The sequence below is a fragment of the Streptomyces sp. NPDC015131 genome, assembly GCF_043079975.1.
Lineage (GTDB): Bacteria > Actinomycetota > Actinomycetes > Streptomycetales > Streptomycetaceae > Streptomyces.
This window is the reverse complement of record NZ_JBIBVB010000004.1, coordinates 865,000-881,239: the sequence shown is the minus strand read 5'-3', so window position 1 is coordinate 881,239 and position 16,240 is coordinate 865,000. Positions and strand designations below refer to the sequence as shown.

16 protein-coding genes are annotated in these 16,240 nt (G+C 74.2%); 8 read left to right on the top strand and 8 right to left on the bottom strand.

Annotated elements, in window-relative coordinates; all coding sequences use genetic code 11:
- Positions 1–84 precede the first annotated feature (84 nt).
- On the bottom strand, positions 85–894 hold the full coding sequence (locus ACF08D_RS20085) for a PhzF family phenazine biosynthesis protein (protein WP_392224061.1): 810 nt from the start codon (positions 892–894) through the stop codon (positions 85–87).
- Positions 895–1,215: 321 nt separating this feature from the next.
- Between ACF08D_RS20085 and ACF08D_RS20080 the strand changes: the two genes are divergently transcribed.
- A complete protein-coding gene (locus ACF08D_RS20080) occupies positions 1,216–1,842 on the top strand; it encodes a PadR family transcriptional regulator (protein WP_392224060.1) in 627 nt (208 codons plus the stop codon).
- Between the two features lie 156 nt (positions 1,843–1,998).
- On the top strand, positions 1,999–2,982 hold the full coding sequence (locus ACF08D_RS20075; RefSeq protein WP_392224059.1) for a DMT family transporter: 984 nt from the start codon (positions 1,999–2,001) through the stop codon (positions 2,980–2,982).
- Positions 2,983–3,012: 30 nt separating this feature from the next.
- On the opposite strand, the gene ACF08D_RS20070 is transcribed toward ACF08D_RS20075, so the two are convergent.
- A complete protein-coding gene (locus tag ACF08D_RS20070; protein WP_392224058.1) occupies positions 3,013–3,708 on the bottom strand; it encodes a pyridoxamine 5'-phosphate oxidase family protein in 696 nt (231 codons plus the stop codon).
- Positions 3,709–3,770: 62 nt separating this feature from the next.
- Between ACF08D_RS20070 and ACF08D_RS20065 the strand changes: the two genes are divergently transcribed.
- Positions 3,771–5,105 carry an aminotransferase class I/II-fold pyridoxal phosphate-dependent enzyme gene (locus tag ACF08D_RS20065; RefSeq protein ID WP_392224057.1) on the top strand — a complete coding sequence of 445 codons (1,335 nt, stop codon included), beginning with the start codon at positions 3,771–3,773 and terminating at the stop codon, positions 5,103–5,105.
- A gap of 142 nt (positions 5,106–5,247) precedes the next feature.
- On the opposite strand, the gene ACF08D_RS20060 is transcribed toward ACF08D_RS20065, so the two are convergent.
- Complete coding sequence (locus ACF08D_RS20060; RefSeq protein ID WP_392224109.1) at positions 5,248–6,294, bottom strand: DMT family transporter; 1,047 nt, start codon at positions 6,292–6,294, stop codon at positions 5,248–5,250.
- 74 nt (positions 6,295–6,368) lie between these two features.
- Between ACF08D_RS20060 and ACF08D_RS20055 the strand changes: the two genes are divergently transcribed.
- Together ACF08D_RS20055 and ACF08D_RS20050 are read left to right on the top strand one after the other, a co-directional pair.
- Entirely contained in the window at positions 6,369–7,274 is a 906-nt protein-coding gene (locus tag ACF08D_RS20055; protein ID WP_392224056.1) for a LysR family transcriptional regulator, read from the top strand.
- Between the two features lie 210 nt (positions 7,275–7,484).
- Complete coding sequence (locus ACF08D_RS20050) at positions 7,485–8,828, top strand: MFS transporter (RefSeq protein ID WP_392224055.1); 1,344 nt, start codon at positions 7,485–7,487, stop codon at positions 8,826–8,828.
- A 267-nt stretch (positions 8,829–9,095) separates the two neighbouring features.
- Here the strand turns inward: ACF08D_RS20050 and ACF08D_RS20045 are convergent, their stop codons facing one another.
- Positions 9,096–9,587 (bottom strand): Rieske (2Fe-2S) protein, encoded by a 492-nt coding sequence (locus ACF08D_RS20045; protein WP_392224054.1) that lies wholly within the window; start codon positions 9,585–9,587, stop codon positions 9,096–9,098.
- A gap of 132 nt (positions 9,588–9,719) precedes the next feature.
- Between ACF08D_RS20045 and ACF08D_RS20040 the strand changes: the two genes are divergently transcribed.
- A complete protein-coding gene (locus ACF08D_RS20040; RefSeq protein ID WP_392224053.1) occupies positions 9,720–10,355 on the top strand; it encodes a class I SAM-dependent methyltransferase in 636 nt (211 codons plus the stop codon).
- A 48-nt stretch (positions 10,356–10,403) separates the two neighbouring features.
- Here the strand turns inward: ACF08D_RS20040 and ACF08D_RS20035 are convergent, their stop codons facing one another.
- The 4 genes from ACF08D_RS20035 to ACF08D_RS20020 form a co-directional block, all read right to left on the bottom strand.
- Positions 10,404–12,557 (bottom strand): prolyl oligopeptidase family serine peptidase, encoded by a 2,154-nt coding sequence (locus tag ACF08D_RS20035; protein WP_392224052.1) that lies wholly within the window; start codon positions 12,555–12,557, stop codon positions 10,404–10,406.
- A 57-nt stretch (positions 12,558–12,614) separates the two neighbouring features.
- A complete protein-coding gene (locus tag ACF08D_RS20030) occupies positions 12,615–13,106 on the bottom strand; it encodes a hypothetical protein (RefSeq protein WP_392224051.1) in 492 nt (163 codons plus the stop codon).
- 359 nt (positions 13,107–13,465) lie between these two features.
- Entirely contained in the window at positions 13,466–13,960 is a 495-nt protein-coding gene (locus ACF08D_RS20025) for a hypothetical protein (protein WP_392224050.1), read from the bottom strand.
- 56 nt (positions 13,961–14,016) lie between these two features.
- Positions 14,017–14,562 carry a hypothetical protein gene (locus ACF08D_RS20020; RefSeq protein WP_392224049.1) on the bottom strand — a complete coding sequence of 182 codons (546 nt, stop codon included), beginning with the start codon at positions 14,560–14,562 and terminating at the stop codon, positions 14,017–14,019.
- A 365-nt stretch (positions 14,563–14,927) separates the two neighbouring features.
- On the opposite strand from ACF08D_RS20020, the gene ACF08D_RS20015 reads away from it, so the two are divergent.
- Together ACF08D_RS20015 and ACF08D_RS20010 are read left to right on the top strand one after the other, a co-directional pair.
- Positions 14,928–15,797 (top strand): HipA family kinase, encoded by an 870-nt coding sequence (locus tag ACF08D_RS20015; RefSeq protein ID WP_392224048.1) that lies wholly within the window; start codon positions 14,928–14,930, stop codon positions 15,795–15,797.
- The gene (locus tag ACF08D_RS20010) at positions 15,794–16,177 is read left to right on the top strand and encodes a DUF3037 domain-containing protein (protein ID WP_392224047.1); all 384 of its coding nucleotides are present in this window, start codon (positions 15,794–15,796) and stop codon (positions 16,175–16,177) included. The genes ACF08D_RS20015 and ACF08D_RS20010 overlap by 4 nt, the downstream gene beginning before the upstream one ends.
- Positions 16,178–16,240: the final 63 nt, after the last annotated feature.

The window sequence follows — 16,240 nt, the reverse complement described above, 5'->3', positions numbered from 1 at the left end:
GGCGAGGGGCGTGGGAGCGGCGGGGTGCGCGGGTGAGGCCCGTGCACCCCGCCGCTCCGTGGGGCCGGACCGGCGTCCGGTGGGTCAGACCAGCAGGTCGCCCTCGATCACGGTGACCGCCGTGCCGGTCAGCAGCGTCCGCTCGCCGCGCAGCGCCGTACGCACCAGGCCCGTGCGCGACCCGCCCTGAAGGCCGGTCAGGTCGTCCCGCCCCAGCCGGGCGGACCAGAAGGGGGCGAGCGCGGTGTGCGCGCTCCCGGTCACCGGGTCCTCGTCGATGCCGACCGCCGGGAAGAAGCACCGGGAGACGAAGTCGTGGCCGCGCCCCGGCTCCCCGGCCGCGGCGGTGGCGATGACGCCCCGGTCCGACAGGGTCGCCAGGGCCGCGAAGTCGGGGGAAAGGGCGCGTACGACTGCCTCGTCCGCCAGCTCCACCAGCAGGTCGCCGATGTGCGCCGACGTGTCGTGGACGCTCACGACCTCGGCACCGAGCGCCTTGGCCAGCCCGTCGGGGGCGGGGACGGGGGTCAGGGCCGAGGTCGGGAAGTCGAGCGTGAGCGAGCCGTCCGCGGCGGCCGTGGCGGCGAGGATGCCGCAGCGCGCGGCGAACCGGACGGTCCCGGTCGCCCGGCCCGTGGTGTGCAGGACGTGCGCGGTGGCGAGGGTGGCGTGGCCGCACATGTCCACCTCGGTGACCGGCGTGAACCAGCGCAGCGCCCAGTCGGCTTCGCCGCCCGGCGGCAGCGGGTGGGCGAAGGCCGTCTCGGAGAGGTTGACCTCGGCGGCGACCTTCTGGAGCCAGTGGTCGTCCGGGAAGGCGTCCAGGAGGACGACCCCCGCGGGGTTGCCGGAGAAGGGACGGTCGGTGAAGGCGTCGACGTTTCGGATCCGCATGCCCCGACAGTAGGCGGGGCCGCGAGCCCGGGACCAAGGCCAATCCGCGGTGTGCGGCCTGTTCGGTGGCGCGGCGACCCTGCGGCGCGGCCTGTTCGGTGATGCGGTCCTCTGCGGCGCGGCCTGTTCGGTGGCGGGGCCACCCTGTGGCGCGGCCGGCCCGCGGCGCGATCACCCCGCGGGTGGCTTCCGGGCGGTGCGTCGAGGCCGCCATACAGCCGATTGCTCTGCGAGCTGTTCCGATATATCGTTGAAGTGTCACGACGGATTGACGACAGATTGACGTCACATTGATGATCGACGATGGAAGGAGCGTGCGACATGCGTACGCACGGGAACTGCGGACCCGGCCATCGAGGCTGGGGCGGCGAACGACAGGGTGACTTCGACGCGCGGCGCGGGGCCTTCGGCCCGTTCGGCCCCGGCTTCGGTGGCGGGTTCGGCGGCGGCGGTCCGTTCGGCGGAGGTCCCTTCGGGGGCGGACGCGGCCGGGGCGGCGGACGGGGGCGCGCGCGGCGCGGCGACGTCCGAGCCTCGATCCTCGCACTGCTGAACGACCGTCCGATGCACGGCTACGAGATGATCCAGGAGATCGCCGAGCGCAGCGGCGGGGCCTGGCGCCCCAGCCCCGGCTCGGTGTACCCGACCCTCCAGCTCCTGGAGGACGAGGGGCTGATCGTCAGCCGCAGCGAGGGCGGCAAGAAGCTCTTCACGCTGACCGAGGCCGGGACGGCCGAGGCCGAGGCCGGGCCCGACGCCCCCTGGGAAGAGGCGGGGCGCGGCATCGACTGGGAGGCCATGCACGAGGTCCGGCAGGCCGGGTTCGGGCTGTTCGAGGCGTTCGGGCAGGTGTGGAAGACCGGGGACGCCGACCAGCGGCAGAAGGCACTGGCCGTCGTCAACGAGGCCCGCAAGAAGCTGTACCTGATCCTGGCCGACGAGGACTGACCGGGAGCGGTGTGGCGGCGAGGGCCCCGCGGTGTCGTACCGCGGGGCCCTTCCTGTCGTTCGCGTGCGTTCGTTTTCGGGCCCACGGGGCCGGGGTCCGTCTCATCAGGTGTCACGGCCTTTACGCTCCTGACGTCCTGCTGCCATGCTGTGCCGATGCACGCGTCTCAGGGGAGAAGCGCCGGCCTGGGACTCGCCCTGGCCTCGGCGTTCGCATTCGGTGGATCAGGTGTCGCGGCCAAGCCGCTGATCGAGGCGGGCCTCGACCCGCTGCACGTCGTATGGCTGCGGGCCACCGGCGCCGCCCTCATCATGCTGCCGGTCGCCTGGCGCCACCGCGACCTGCTGCGCCGCAAGCCGGCGCTGCTCGCCGGCTTCGGCCTGCTCGCGGTCGCGGGTGTCCAGGCCTGCTACTTCGCCGCCCTCTCCCGTATCCCGGTCGGGGTGGCGCTCCTGATCGAGTACCTCGCGCCGGCCCTGGTCCTGGGATGGGTGCGCTTCGTCCAGCGCAGGCCGGTGACGCGCGCCGCCGCGCTCGGCGTGGTGCTCGCGGTCGGCGGTCTCGCGTGCGTGGTCGAGGTGTGGTCCGGGCTGAGCTTCGACCTGCTCGGGCTGCTCCTCGCGCTGGGCGCGGCGTGCTGCCAGGTCGGGTACTTCGTCCTGTCCGACCAGGGCAGTGACGAGGCCGAGCCGGTCGATCCGCTGGGCGTCATCGCGTACGGGCTGCTCTTCGGGGCGCTGGTGCTCACCGTCGTCGCGCGCCCCTGGGGGCTCGACTGGTCGGTGCTGGGCGGCGGCGCGGACCTGGGCGGCACCACGCTGCCGGCCGGACTGCTGCTCGGGTGGATCGTGCTGATCGCCACCGTCCTCGCGTACGTCACCGGCATCATCGCGGTGCGCAGGCTGTCCCCGCAGGTGGCGGGCGTGGTGGCCTGCCTGGAGGCGGTCATCGCCACCGTACTGGCCTGGGTGCTGCTCAAGGAGCACCTGTCGGCGCCGCAGATCGTGGGCGGTGCAGTGGTGCTGGTCGGTGCGTTCATCGCGCAGAGCTCGACGCCGAAGCCGCCCTCCGGTCCCGTGGCCGGGTCCGACGTCCTGCCCGTGGCGGACGGGCTCCCGGCCGGTCGCGCCGCCTCGTAGGAGCGCGGCGGACCGGCGCGGCCGGCGGCTTCAGAGCGCGGTGAGGTAGTCCGGTACGGGCACGGCCGGGTCCTGGTCGGCGGACGGGACCGGGGTGCCGTGGGCCGTGTGCACGGGCAGGACGCCCGCCCAGTGGGGCAGTGCCAGGTCCCTCGGCTCGTCGTTGGGGCCGCCGGTGCGGAGCTTGGCGGACACCTCGCGCAGGTCCAGGCGGAGTACGGCGGTCGCGGCCAGTTCCTTGGCGTCGGCGGGGCGCGAATCGGCCGAGCGGCCCGGGACGACGTGGTCGACCAGGGCGTCCAGCGCGAGACGCTTCTCCTCCGGGTCGGTCACCTGGAGGGCGGTGCCGTGCACCACCACCGAGCGGTAGTTGATCGAGTGGTGGAAGGCGGACCGGGCGAGGACCAGCCCGTCGACATGGGTGACGGTCAGGCAGACGGCCAGCCCCGGGTCGGCCTGGCCCGCCGCGCGCAGCGGGCGCGAGCCGGTCGAGCCGTGGACGTAGAGCCGCTCGCCGACCCGGCCGTAGAGGGTGGGCAGGACGACGGGCGCGCCGTCGCGGACGAAGCCCAGATGGCACACGTACCCCTCGTCGAGTATCGCGTGCACCAGCTCACGGTCGTACGAGGCCCGCTCCCGGGAGCGGGTGGGCACCGTGCGGTCGGTGGGCTCGTACGAGGCCGGGGGCGCCGGCGGGGAGGTCGTCGGTGCGAGCTGCTCGCTCATGGCGGTCTCCATGGTGGTGGTGGCGGTGGCGATCTACATTGCACTAGTGCATAATGTGTTTTGTGCTAGGAGACTATCGGATCGTCGGGCGGCGTGCATCGGACATTGCCGCCAGCATCGAGCGGGGAGTCGGTTCCGGCGACCTCGAACCGGGCCAACTGCTCCCACCCATGCGGGAGTTGGCCGTCGAACTGGGGGTCAACCCCAACACGGTCGCCGCCGCCTACCGGACCCTGCGTGAGCGGGGGGTGATCGAGACGGCGGGCCGCCGGGGCAGCCGGGTGCGCCCGCGCCCCGCCACCACCGCGCGTGAGGCGATCCGGGTCGAGGCGCCGGAGGGCGTACGGGACGTGGGGAAGGGCAACCCCGATCCGGCGCTGCTGCCGCCGCTCGGCGAGGCGCTCGCCGCGGCGGCCCACCGTGCCGCCGCGGCGCCCGTGCTGTACGGGCAGGCGCCCGTGGACCAGGACTTCGCGCGCCTCGCCCGCGCCGCGCTGGACGCCGACGGGGTGCCGGACGGGCCGGTCGCCGTCACCTCCGGCGCGCTGGACGCCATCGAGCGCGTCCTCTCCGCCCACCTCCGGCCGGGCGACGCGGTGGCCGTGGAGGACCCCGGCTGGGCGGCCGTCCTCGACCTCGTCCCCGCGCTGGGGCTGCGGGCCGTGCCGGTCGCCGTCGACGACGACGGGCCGCTCCCCGACGCGGTCGCCCGCGCGCTTCGGGACGGCGGGGCCCGCGCCCTGGTCGTGACCGGCCGCGCCCAGAACCCGACCGGAGCGGCGGTCGGCGCCGCCCGGGCGGACGAGCTGCGGCGGGTGTTGGCCGCGTACCCGGACGTCCTGATGATCGAGGACGACCATGGGCACGGGTTCGTGGACCTGCCGCTGCACACGCTCTGCGGGCCGACCCGCCGCTGGGCGCTGGTGCGGTCGGTGGCCAAGGCGTACGGGCCCGACCTGCGCGTCGCCGCCCTGACCGGGGACACCGTCACCGTGGACCGGGTGCTCGGCCGTCAGCGCCTCGGGCCCGGCTGGGTGAGCGGGCTCCTCCAGCGCGCCGTGGTGCACCTGTGGGAGAGCGGCGCGGTGGATCCCCGCGCGGTCGCAGCGGCGTACGCGGAACGGCGTGACGCGCTGGTGGGAGCCCTGGCCCGGCGGGGTGTCCGGGCGCACGGGCGCAGCGGGATGAACGTCTGGGTCCCGGTCGCGGACGAGACCGCGACGGTGGCCCGGCTGCTGCACGCCGGGTGGGCGGTGGCGCCCGGAGCCCGGTTCCGGACGGCCACCGGACCGGGCGTACGGATCACCGTTTCGGGCCTGGCCCCCGACGAACTGGCGGCGATCGCCGCGACAGTCGCGGAGCCGGGTGGCCCGGCGGGAGCGGGGGGTTACGGCTGACGGGCGATGGTTGTGGCTGACGCGGGCGGGGCGTGCGGGGTTGGCGGCGAGTGTGGCGGGCGGGCGCGGTTGTCCGGGTTCGGCTGGCTGCGGCTGGCGGCGCGGGGGGTTACGGCTGGTCACGGTCGGCGGGCGCGGTGAGTTACGGCTGACGGGGGCGTGGTGCGCGGCGGCGGGTGAGCGGTCCGGGGCGGCGGGTCTTGGCCAGGGGTGAGTCGGGCCGAGGGCGGCGGCTCTGGGTGAGGGCCGCTCCGGCCAGGACGATCAGCGCGCCCACCGGGGTGTTCCAGGTCAGTGCCTCGCCCAGCAGCGTGACGCCGGCGGCGGTGGCGATGACCGGGATGAAGTAGGTGACCATCTGGCCGGTCGTCGGGCCGACCTCGGCGACGATCCCGTACTGGAGCAGTACCGCCAGGCCGGTGCCGAGCGCGCCGAGCGCGACCACGGCGAGCAGCGGCACCACCGGGAAGGCGGTCGGCCACGTGGTGAACAGCGGTGTGACGACCGCCAGTTGCAGGGTCGCCAGGAAGAGCTGGGCCCCGGTCAGGGAGAGGTGCGACTCGGGGCGCCCGGCCAGGGTGCGGCGTACGTAGATCCAGCCGATCGGGTAGCTGAGAGACGCCAGCAGCGCCATCGCCGTACCCGTCATGTCGAGACCCGAGAACCCCTGCCAGGCCCCGAGCACGGTCAGGACACCGAGGAAGCCGATCCCCAGACCCGCCACCCTGCGGCGCGTGGGGCGGTCCTCCGACAGGGCCACCAGGGAGAGGGCCATGCCCCACAGCGGCGAGGTGGCGTTGCAGATGCCGGCCAGGGTCGAAGGGATGGTCAGCTCGGCGTACGCGAAGAGGGAGAAGGGCAGGGCGTTGAGGAAGAAGCCCGCCACCGCCAGGTGACCCCATGTCCGGGCGCCGCGCGGGAGGCCCGCGCGCTTCACCGTCATGGCGACGGCCAGGACCGCCGTGCCGAACAGCAGGCGGCCGAAGGTCACCTGAAACGGGGCGTACGCGTGCGTGCCCACCTTGATGAGCAGGAAGCTGAACCCCCAGACCAGGGAGAGCAGGCCGAAGCGGATGCGCCAGTCGAGCGCGCGGCGGGGCGCGGGCGGTGCGGCCGGTGCGGCCGAGGCGGGGGAGGAAGGGGAGGACGGAGGGGATGAACGGCGGGAGGATGCGGTGGCGGTGCCCATGACGACCACGATGGTCCTCATGACGTCGTAGGACAAGCGAGATTTTGTCAGACCCTTCGCTTAGCATTGCTTACATGTTGAATCTGGAGCGCCTCCGCACGCTCGACGCCCTCGCCCGCCACGGTTCGGTCAGCGGCGCGGCCGACGGGCTGCATGTCACCACCTCGGCGGTCTCGCAGCAGCTCTCCAAGCTGGAGCGGGAGGTCGGGCAGCAGCTCGTGGCGAAGAACGGCCGGGGGGTGCGGCTGACGGACGCCGGCCTGCTGCTGGCCGACCACGCGGCGCGCATCCTGTCGCAGGTGGAGCTGGCGCAGGCGGACATCGAGGCCCAGCGCGGACAGGTGGTGGGGGAGGTCCGGATGGCGGGCTTCCCGACGGCGGCCCGAGGACTGTTCCCCGAGGCGATATCCACGCTGCGCCGGGACCACCCGGACCTGGTGGTCCGCACCAGCGAGCTGGAGCCCGAGCACGGCGTGCGCCAGGTGATGCGCGGTGACATGGACCTCGCGGTGGTGCTGGACTGGAGCAACCGACGGCTGCCTGTGCCCGCCGGGCTCGCCAGGGCCGAGCTGCTGGACGACGCCGCGGACGTGGCGCTGCCCGCCGGGCACCCGCTCGCCGGGCGCGCGGAGCTGGACCTGGAGGAGCTGGCGGACGAGGACTGGGTGTCCTGGCCGGAGGGCGAGTTCTGCTACGAGTGGCTGATGTTCACGCTGCGCTCCCACGGCGTCGAGCCCCGGATCGCGCACCTCGCGGGCGAGCACCACACCCAGCTCGCCCTCATCCGGGCGGGGCTCGGCGTGTGCGTCACGCCCCGGCTGGGCCGCGGCGCCGTGCCCGACGGTGTCGCTCTCGTGCCCGTACGGCACCAGATGCGGCGCCACATCTACGCGGTGTGGCGGACCGACGCGGACCGGCGCCCCTCGATCAGGGCGGCGGTGGACGCGCTGCGGGAGGTGGGCCGTACGGTGACGAGCTGAGCATGCCGAGGACGGGTGCGCGGGCGGGGCGGGCGATCGTGGTGGCGGGCGGGGGCGGGCGGTGCCTCGGGTCGGTGCCGGTGGTCGGGTGCCCGGGGGATGGTGCTGGTGGACTGGTGGGTTGGGGCTAGCGGCCGGGTGTCGCGGGTTGGGTGCCTTGGTTGGCGCCGGTGGTCGGGTGGCGGTGATGGGCGAGTGGGGGAGCAGGGCGTGCGGGAGACGGGCGGGGCCGGGCGCGACGAGGCGCGGCCGGCCACGGGGAGGGGAGGCCGGCGCCTGGGGCGGCGGTTCGGGCGGTTGTGGGCGGCCTACGCCATCAGCGCGTACGGCACATCGCTCCAGTTCGGCGCCTTCCCGCTGATCGCCGTCCTGGTGCTGGACTCCGGGCCGGCGCAGGTGGCCGCGCTGGCCGCGGCGGGGCGTGCGGTGGGCGCCGTGGTGGCGGTGCCGCTCGGCCCCTGGGTGGAGTTCCGCCGCAAGCGGCCGGTCATGGTGGCGATGGACCTGGTCCGCTGTGCGGCGCTGCTGAGCGTCCCCGCCGCGTATGCGCTCGGGCTGCTCGGCTTCACCCAGCTCTTGGTCGTGTCCATCGTCGTGGCCGCGGCCGACATCGCCTTCAGGGCGGCGAGCGGCGCGTTCCTCAAGGGGCTGCTGCCGCCGGAGGACCTGCTCGTGGCCAACAGCCGGTTCGAAGCCACGACGGGGACCGCCACGATGGCCGGACCGCCGCTCGGCGGGGCGGTCATCGGGCTGTTCGGGCCCGTGGTGACCGTGGCCGCGAACGCCGTCAGCCACCTGCTCTCGGCGCTGGGCATACGCGCCGTCGGCGGCACGGAACTGCTCCCCGGGAAACGGGCCGCCGCCGGGCGCCGGATGAGGGCGGGCGAGCTGTTCGAGGGGTGGCGGCACATCCTCGGCGACCCCACGCTGCGTCCGCTGTTCCTCAACGCGGTCGCGGTCAACGGCCTGATCATGGCCTCCGAACCGCTGATGGCGCTGCTCCTGCTCCGCGACCTCGGCTTCGCTCCCTGGCAGTACGGTCTCGTCTTCGCGCTCCCCTGCGTGGGCGGCCTCATCGGCTCACGTCTCGCGCGCCGGCTGGTGGCGCGCTTCGGGCAGGACCGGGTGCTACGGGTCGCCGGGACCCTGCGCGCGTGCTGGTCGCTTCCCCTGGCGTTCGTCCAGCCCGGACCGGCGGGGATGGCGCTGGTCCTCGTCGTCCAGTTCGGCCTGGTGACCTGCTGCGGATTGTTCAACCCGGTGCTCGCCACCCACCGGCTGACCCACACGGATCCCGGCCGGGTCGCCCGGACGCTGACGGCCTGGTCGGTCGGCACCAGCGCGGGCATCGCGGTCCTGACCGCCGCGTGGGGTCTGCTGGCCGTCCTCACCGGCCCCCGCACCGCCATCGCCGCCGCGGGGATGCTGCTCCTCGCCACACCGCTCCTGCTGCCGGGCCGGGATTGGGGCGGAAAGCGGGGCCCGAAGGGGGGCCAGAGGTGGGGCACATGGGGCCGCAAGCGGGCGGCCGTCGGTTCCGGAGACCACGGGTGACCGTGGCCGGGGGTGCCGGGGCCGCAGGGGTGGCGGTGCCTGCCGTGGCCGGGGCTGAGCGGAGTGGCCGTGGCCGCCGTGGCCGGGGCTGAGCAGGGGTGGCGGTGCCTGCCGAGGCCGGGGGCTGAAACGGGGTGGCTGCGGTCGCCGTGGCCGGGGCTGGGGGAGGGCCCTGACCGCCGAGGCCGTGCCGCAGGGTGGCTGGCCGCCAGGGGGCCTGGGCCGCGCAACGCCGGTCGGTGGCGGCCGTACGGCCGGTGGGTCGCGTCACGCGAGCCGGATCATGTCGCCCTCCACCGTGATGGACGCGGCAGCCAGGGCCGTGGTCGCCGGGCCGGCCTTCACACTGCCGTCGGTCGCGTCGAACTTGCTGCCGTGACAGGGGCAGTTGATGACCCCGTCGGCCACGTCCTTGACCGCGCAGCCCGCGTGCGTGCACTTCGACGAGAACGCCTTGAACTCGCCCGCCGTCGGCTGGGTCACCACCACGTCCCCGACCACCATGCCGCCGCCCTCGGGGATGTCGGTCGTCTTCGCCAGCGCCTTGCCCCCGCCGCCTCCGGCCGTACCTGATGGTGCGTCACCACCGGAACCGGGCGAAGCGGCTCCGGCACCCGGATCGGCCGGTCCGGCCGAGTCGGCCGAGCCGCCGCACGCGGTCAGGACGGCGGCGAGCCCCGCCCCGCCCGCCGCGACGACGGTGCGGCGCGCCACCCCCTTGCCGAGCCCCTGCGGTCCGGTCGTGTGCGGTCCGGTCATCACGGTGTCCCTTCCACGGTCGTTCGCGTCAGGGGGGAGTACGAGGCGGTGGCACGGGGCGTTCAGCCCCGCGTAGATTCACGCGTAGGTTCACGCGTAGATTCGCGCGTAGATCACGCGTAGGTTCACACCGTGGACTATCTCTCCCGCACCCTCGCCGCCTATGAGCGGAGCACCGGCCGGTACGAGACGGCGACCAAGGGCATGGTTCCGGACGCCGAACTCGACCTGTTCACCAGCCTGTTGCGCGATTCGGCGGGTCCGGTCCTCGACGCCGGCTGCGCCTTCGGGCGGGACACCGCCCTGCTCGCGGCGCGCGGGGTGCGGGTCACCGGTGTGGACCTGAGCGAGCCCTTCCTCGCCCGGGCGCGGTCGCTGCACCCGGCCCTGGACTTCCGCCGCATGGACGTCTGTGCCCTGGACCTGCCCGACGGCGCCTTCGCCGGAGTGTGGAGCCAGGCCACCCTGCTGCACCTCAAGGACGAGGACGTGAGGACCGCGCTGGCCGAGTTCCATCGGGTACTGCGGCCCGGTGGGGCCCTGTTCGTCAGTTTCAAGGAGGGGGAGGGCGAGGAGGAGATCGTCGAGTCGTTCAGCGCCGACACCGCCCGCTTCTTCCGCTACCAGACCGCCGAGCGCGTAGACGTGATGCTCCGGTCGGCCGAGTTCACCGGCGTCGACGTGCGCGTCGTCAACGAACGTGAGCGGTACGGACCCGGCCACCGCGACCTGGACTGGGTGACCGCGTACGCCCAGAAGAAGCACTGACCTCGACTCTTCCGCCGCCGTCGGCGCCCCGGCACAGGCGCGGCCCCGTCACCGGCGTGCCAGGGCCTGCTTCAGGAACGCCACCTCGGCCACCGGCAGGCTGCTCGCCACGTCCTCCCGCGTCACTCGGTGGGAGGCTCCCGGCAGCGGCAGCACACTGTGCGGCCGCCCCGCCGCCAGCAGCGCCGCCGAGAATCGCAGGGTGTGGGCGGGCACCACGTTGTCGTCGGCGAGCCCGTGCACCAGGAGCAGGGGCCGGGACAGCAGGTGTGCCGAGGGCACATGGGAGGAGCGTTCGTAGTCCTCCGGGCTCACATCCGGGTGGCCGAGGAAGCGTTCCTCCCAGTGCGTGTCGTAGAGCCGGCGGTCGGTGGGCGCGGCGCCCGCGACGGCGGCGTGGAACACATCGGGCCGGTGCAGTACGGCCCCGATAGCGAGGTAACCGCCGTACGACCAGCCCCGGACGCCCACCCGTGTCAGGTCCAGCTCCGGGTGGACGGCGGCGGCCGCGTGCAGGGCGTCCACCTGGTCCTGGAGGGGCGCGGTCAGCCGGTCGCCGCGGATCGCCGTCTCCCACGCCCGGCCGCGCCCCGGCGTTCCGCGCCCGTCGGCGACCAGCACCGCGAAGCCCTGCTCGGCGAACCACTGGGCCACCGTCCCGGGCCAGCCGCTCGCCCGTACGGCCAGCTGGAGCCCGTAACCGGCGTACGGGCTCAGCAGCACGGGCAGCCGGCCCGAGCCCGGTGCGTGCCACGACGGCAGGTGGAGGTGGCCGCGCAACCGCCGGGCGCCCAGCTCCAGTTCGCGGGGGCGAGCCGTGACGACGGGCGTCTCGGCCAGCACCCCGATGCTCCCGGCGGGCCGCCCGTCCCGCAGCACGGTGACGCTCCGCCCCTCCGGCGTCCGGCTGTCGAGGACCACCGTGTCCCCGCCGGCCGAGGCCGTGTGGACGCCCGGTCGCGCGCTCACGCGCCGGAAGCCGCCGTCCGGCTCGTACACCCACGCATGCGTCTCGGCCGAGTCCTCGCTCGCGGTGAACAGCACCCGCTCGCCCTCCGTGCCGAGGACGGCGCGCACCTCCAGCCCCGGCGGGCTCGCCACGGCGCCGACCCGCAGGACGCGCACGTCGTCCCGTACGCCGGTGGTGACGACCTCTCCGGAGGCGGTACGGGTGGGGGTGCCCGGGGTGAGCTCCACCCAGGCCGGGTCGTGGCGCCGGAGCAGCGGGCGGGTGTCGCCCGTCACCGGGTCGACGGCCAGCAGGACGGCGGTGCGCTGGTCGCGGGTCTGCACCTCGGCGAAGGGGCCGTGCGCGTCCCACCCGGCGGCGGTGACGTACTCGAAGCGCGGGTCCGTCCACGCCCCGGACGGGTGCGTGCCGGTGTCGGCACGTGCCGGCGTACGGACGGGCGTCCGCGTCCCGTCCAGGCGCAGCACGTGCAGCGACACCTCCGGGTTGGCCGTTCCGGCGGCCGGGTAGCGGATCGTGCGCGGCGGCCGGGAGGGGTCGGCCGGGTCGGAGAGGTACCAGCGGGCCACGCGCGCGTGGCCCGTCCGCGTCACCAGCAGGGCGTCCCCGTCCGGCGACCACCAGTGGCCGCGCGAGCGCCCGATGGACTCGGCCGACACATGGTCCGGCAGCCCGTAGGTGATCTCCGGCCCCTCGGGCGCGGCCAGCAAGAGGTCCTGCCCGCCCGCGACGGGCGCCACCCGGACGGCGCCCCCGGTGACGTACGCGACCAGCGTCCCGTCCGGCGAGGGCCGGGGGTCGACGGCCGGGCCCGCCGTGGGCACCCGCCACGGGGCGCCGCCCCCGGTGCGTACCGCCCACAGCGCGCCGCCGTACGCGCACACCGCCACGCGCGCGTGCCGGTCGGTCGCGTACCCGGTCACCCCGGTCGTCGTCGTACCGGCCCGCTCCCGCCGTATCCGCTCCGCATCGGGGACGCCCTCCTCGCCGTCACCGCCCAGCTCGCGCGGGTCCAGCAGCAGCCGTTCGCGGCCGTTCTCGTATGCCCACAGCAGCCCGCACGGGTCGCTGCCCGAGACGGACCGGACGAACAGCACCCGCGCACCGTCGGGGGAGACCGTGAAGGAGCCCGGGACACCCAGCGAGAAACGTCGGGTACGGGCCAACTGGCGGGGCAGATCAGGTGCGTGGAGGGCGGTGGCGGTACTGGTGGGACTGGCGGGGTTCTCCATGGGACGGATCTTGACAGGTACGGCTGCGCCGGTGGGTCGGCCGGGCTCCGGCGCGTTCTAGTCCCAGCGGCTCGTATCGTGAACGGCGCGGGACCACTGGGCCTCGAACTCCTCCTGGCCGATCACGAACGGCACCCACGCGGGGTCGTAGCGGTCCACCCACGGGGGGTTGAAGGGCCAGTCCTCCGGGGTGCTCAGGTACGCCGTCCCGTCCTCGGTCAGCTCCACCATGCGGAGCCGACGACCGTCGGGGCCGACCTCCACCAGGTAGACCACAGGGTCGTCGTCCTCGTCCCAACGTCGGCTCAGATACAGCGGCTCCCGGCCGGCCAGGGCGCCGAAGCCCGGCTTGCCGCGCTGGGCGTCCCGTTCGGCTCGGGCCTCCGCCAAGCCGGGGGGTGTGGCCGTTCCGTCGACGTCGGCCTCGTCCAGGCCCCATGTCTCGGCCTCCGCGCGCGTGGCCTCGGTGTGCACGACCTCCACGCCGGCGAAAGTCTCCAGGACCTCCTGCTCGGACCGGGCATGGACCCACCACCAGGTCCCGCCCATGCCATAGTCGTGCAGTTACAGAAAACGCGTCTTGGGCGCGGCGTCGGAGGGGTCCACCCGCACAGCCTAGGGCGCTCGCACTCATGAACGTACGGCCGCTGCCGACAGCGGGCGCCCGGCCCAGGGTCTGTCCGGCGGATCTTGCGGGCCATGCCGGCGCGAGGTGGTGGTTGCACGCGTTCCTGTGCGGCTTCCACAGCACGCGACACCGCCTCCGGGCTGCGAGAACCTCACCAGCGGCCGCTGCGCTTCCCGGACTTCGGCAGATGCGGCTCGGCCGGGCCCCACTCCGCATGCGTGCAATCCACCCGCACCATGCCCATGCCGACGACCCAGGGCCGAGACGGTCACCGGATCCGTCAGGTCTGGTTGGGGCTGAGGGAACGGGCCCTGTCCCTGCGGCTGTTGCGCGTGGCGGAGACGGTGGCGGCGGTCCAGGCCGTCGCCCATACGGTGCCGACGAGCAACGCCGCGAGCGCGGTGGGCACATGGGGAGGGGTGGCGCCCAGGCTCGGTGCCAGCCCCGCGGCGCGGGCGCCGAAGCCGAGGACGCCTGCCCCCACCATGGCGATGCCCGCCCAGGAGACGACGAGCACCGGCCATCGGAGCAGCGGGGTCCGCGGCAGACGCACGAGGAGCAGCGCGACGACGGCCATGAGCAGACCGAGAGCCGCGTTCCCCAGTTGGGCTGTCTCGACGTCGGCGACGCCGGAGTAGGCGTCAGCTGGTGCGGGGTAACCCGGCATGCCCAGCTCTCCCTCTCTTGCCAGGTGCACCTTGCTGACGGTGTAGGCGACGGCACCGAGGCAGGCGGTGAAGGCCGCGGCCATGTGCTTCGTACTCGATCGGGGCATGGGTTCATCCTCCAGAGAGCAGCGGCGGGGTCACCCCCCCCGCCTGGGCGAGGGAGTCAGCGTTCTGCGGGCTGCCCCGGGGCAGCTCCCGCTCCACGGGGCCACGCCGCCCGGTGCCGCTTCCCATAGGACCACGTCACCGCCGTCATCAGGACCGGGATGGCGGCCAACGGGGCGAAGACGAGGCCCCAGACGATCTGTGCCGCACCGCTTGCCAGGTAGGTCTGGCTCTCGACGGTGAGGGCGACCACGAGTTGCCACAGTGCCACCAGGACCAGGGCGGCCGAGGCGGTCCAGGCCAGCGAGGCGAGGGTGCGGGGGCGCAGTGGCCGCCATCGGTCGGTGACGAGGAGCAGCGGGAGCAGGGCGGCCAGCTCAGCGATGACGGACAGGCCGACGACGTACGCGATGCCCCACCCCGGGATGCCGTAGATGTCGCGCAGGACTTGGTCGCTGTAACCCACGTACACACCGGATGCCATGGCGATGCGCCACAGACCGGACGGGACGGCGCACAAGGCGATGGCGTGAGCGGCGCGGCGTGCCCAGAGGGGCGCTGGGACGGTGGTGCCGACAGGGAGGGGAGCGGAGGCTGTCGTCATGGCTCCATGCTGGCCGTGAGCATGGCAACCAGGCGTCGCCCGTCACGGCAGACCGTGTCCCCCCGGCGGAGGAGACTCACGTTGCCGACGTACCGCCTGAGCGGGATGCAGAGGTGGTCGGCGTCATCCCCTGGTGCGGAGGCGCCGAGGGGCCGGAGAGTCCGTTGTCGCGCCGGCCGGTGGCTCGGGTACTCCTCGCTGGTATCACTCGCGGTCACTATGCTCCCTTCGTACCGGAGGAGGCAGGCGGCAAGGGGTGCGGCGGCGCGCCGGCCGGAACCCTCCCGGATTCTCCCGAGCGGCGATGACCGTCGATGACCGATGATTCCGGGAACGCAGTCCGTAGAGATGGGTGGCCTGGAAAAGTGTTGAAAGAGGTCGTCGCGACCCGCTATGTCACGCCCTTGCGTGAGGGCGGCTCGCTTCCCGGGATCGTCGAGGCCGACGATCTCGGTACGTACGTCATGAAGTTCACCGGCGCGGGCCAGGGCCGCAAGACCCTCGTCGCCGAGGTCGTCTGCGGGCAGCTGGGGCGCCGGCTCGGGCTGCGTGTGCCGGAGCTGGCCGCCATCCAGCTCGACCCCGTCATCGGCCTCGGGGAGCCCGACCAGGAGGTCCAGGAGCTGCTCAAGGCGAGCGGCGGGCTGAACCTCGGCATGGACTACCTCCCCGGCTCGATCGGCTTCGACCCGCTCGCCTACGCGATGGACCCGCGCGAGGCGGGCCGGGTGGTCTGGTTCGACGCGCTGATCAACAACGTCGACCGCTCCTGGCGCAACCCCAACATGCTGGTCTGGCACGGCCAGCCCTGGCTGATCGACCACGGCGCCACCATGATCTGGCACCACAACTGGCCCGGCGCCCGTGCCTCCGCCGCCAAGCCGTACGACGCCTCCGACCACGTCCTCGCCTCCTTCGGCCCCGACGTCGAGGCCGCGGCGGCCGAGCTGGCCCCGCTGGTCACCGAGGAGCTGCTGACCGAGGTGGCCGCCGACGTGCCCGACGAGTGGCTGGTCGACGAGCCCGGCTTCGACACGCCCGACGCGCTGCGCCGCGCCTATGTGGAGGCCCTGCTGTCCCGCGCCGCGACGATCCACGCGCGCGTGACCCTGGGCGAGCGGACCGAGCAGCGGCCGTCGCAGGCCCCCGGATGGCTCACCGATCACCTGGCGCCCTGGCCGCACCCGACCCGGGAGAGCGCCGGGAAGGACCGTACGAAGGACAGTGGCCAGTGACCGACCGGGACGTCTTCGAGTACGCGCTGCTGCGCGTCGTGCCGCGCGTCGAGCGCGGCGAGTGCTTCAACGCGGGCGTGGTGGTCTACTGCCGGGCCCGGTCCTTCGTGTGCGCCCGTACGCACCTCGACGAGGCCAAGCTGCGGGCGCTGGACCCTGCGGCCGACGTGACCGGCGTACGGGCCGCCCTGCGCGCCGTCGAGGGCGTGTGCGCGGGCGGTGAGCCCGCCGGACAGGCGGCGCGCGACGACGCGGGCCGGCGCTTCCGGTGGCTGATCGCGCCGCGCTCCACGGTCGTCCAGCCCGGGCCGGTGCACACCGGGCTCACCGCCGATCCGCTGCGGGAGGCGGAGCGCCTGCTCGACCTGCTGGTCCGCTGAGTGACCGGCCGCACCCGGTGTGCCGTTGACACCGGGTGCCAGGGTCTCTAGCGTCTCGTCTGC

Bases quoted from the DNA above. Each gene is read 5' to 3' on its own strand.
- ACF08D_RS20085 (WP_392224061.1), bottom strand. From the start codon at position 894: ATGCGGATCCGAAACGTCGACGCCTTCACCGACCGTCCCTTCTCCGGC.
- ACF08D_RS20080 (WP_392224060.1), top strand. From the start codon at position 1,216: ATGCGTACGCACGGGAACTGCGGACCCGGCCATCGAGGCTGGGGCGGC.
- ACF08D_RS20075 (WP_392224059.1), top strand. From the start codon at position 1,999: ATGCACGCGTCTCAGGGGAGAAGCGCCGGCCTGGGACTCGCCCTGGCC.
- ACF08D_RS20070 (WP_392224058.1), bottom strand. From the start codon at position 3,708: ATGAGCGAGCAGCTCGCACCGACGACCTCCCCGCCGGCGCCCCCGGCC.
- ACF08D_RS20060 (WP_392224109.1), bottom strand. From the start codon at position 6,294: ATGGGCACCGCCACCGCATCCTCCCGCCGTTCATCCCCTCCGTCCTCC.
- ACF08D_RS20055 (WP_392224056.1), top strand. From the start codon at position 6,369: ATGTTGAATCTGGAGCGCCTCCGCACGCTCGACGCCCTCGCCCGCCAC.
- ACF08D_RS20045 (WP_392224054.1), bottom strand. From the start codon at position 9,587: ATGACCGGACCGCACACGACCGGACCGCAGGGGCTCGGCAAGGGGGTG.
- ACF08D_RS20035 (WP_392224052.1), bottom strand. From the start codon at position 12,557: ATGGAGAACCCCGCCAGTCCCACCAGTACCGCCACCGCCCTCCACGCA.
- ACF08D_RS20030 (WP_392224051.1), bottom strand. From the start codon at position 13,106: ATGGGCGGGACCTGGTGGTGGGTCCATGCCCGGTCCGAGCAGGAGGTC.
- ACF08D_RS20025 (WP_392224050.1), bottom strand. From the start codon at position 13,960: ATGCCCCGATCGAGTACGAAGCACATGGCCGCGGCCTTCACCGCCTGC.
- ACF08D_RS20020 (WP_392224049.1), bottom strand. From the start codon at position 14,562: ATGACGACAGCCTCCGCTCCCCTCCCTGTCGGCACCACCGTCCCAGCG.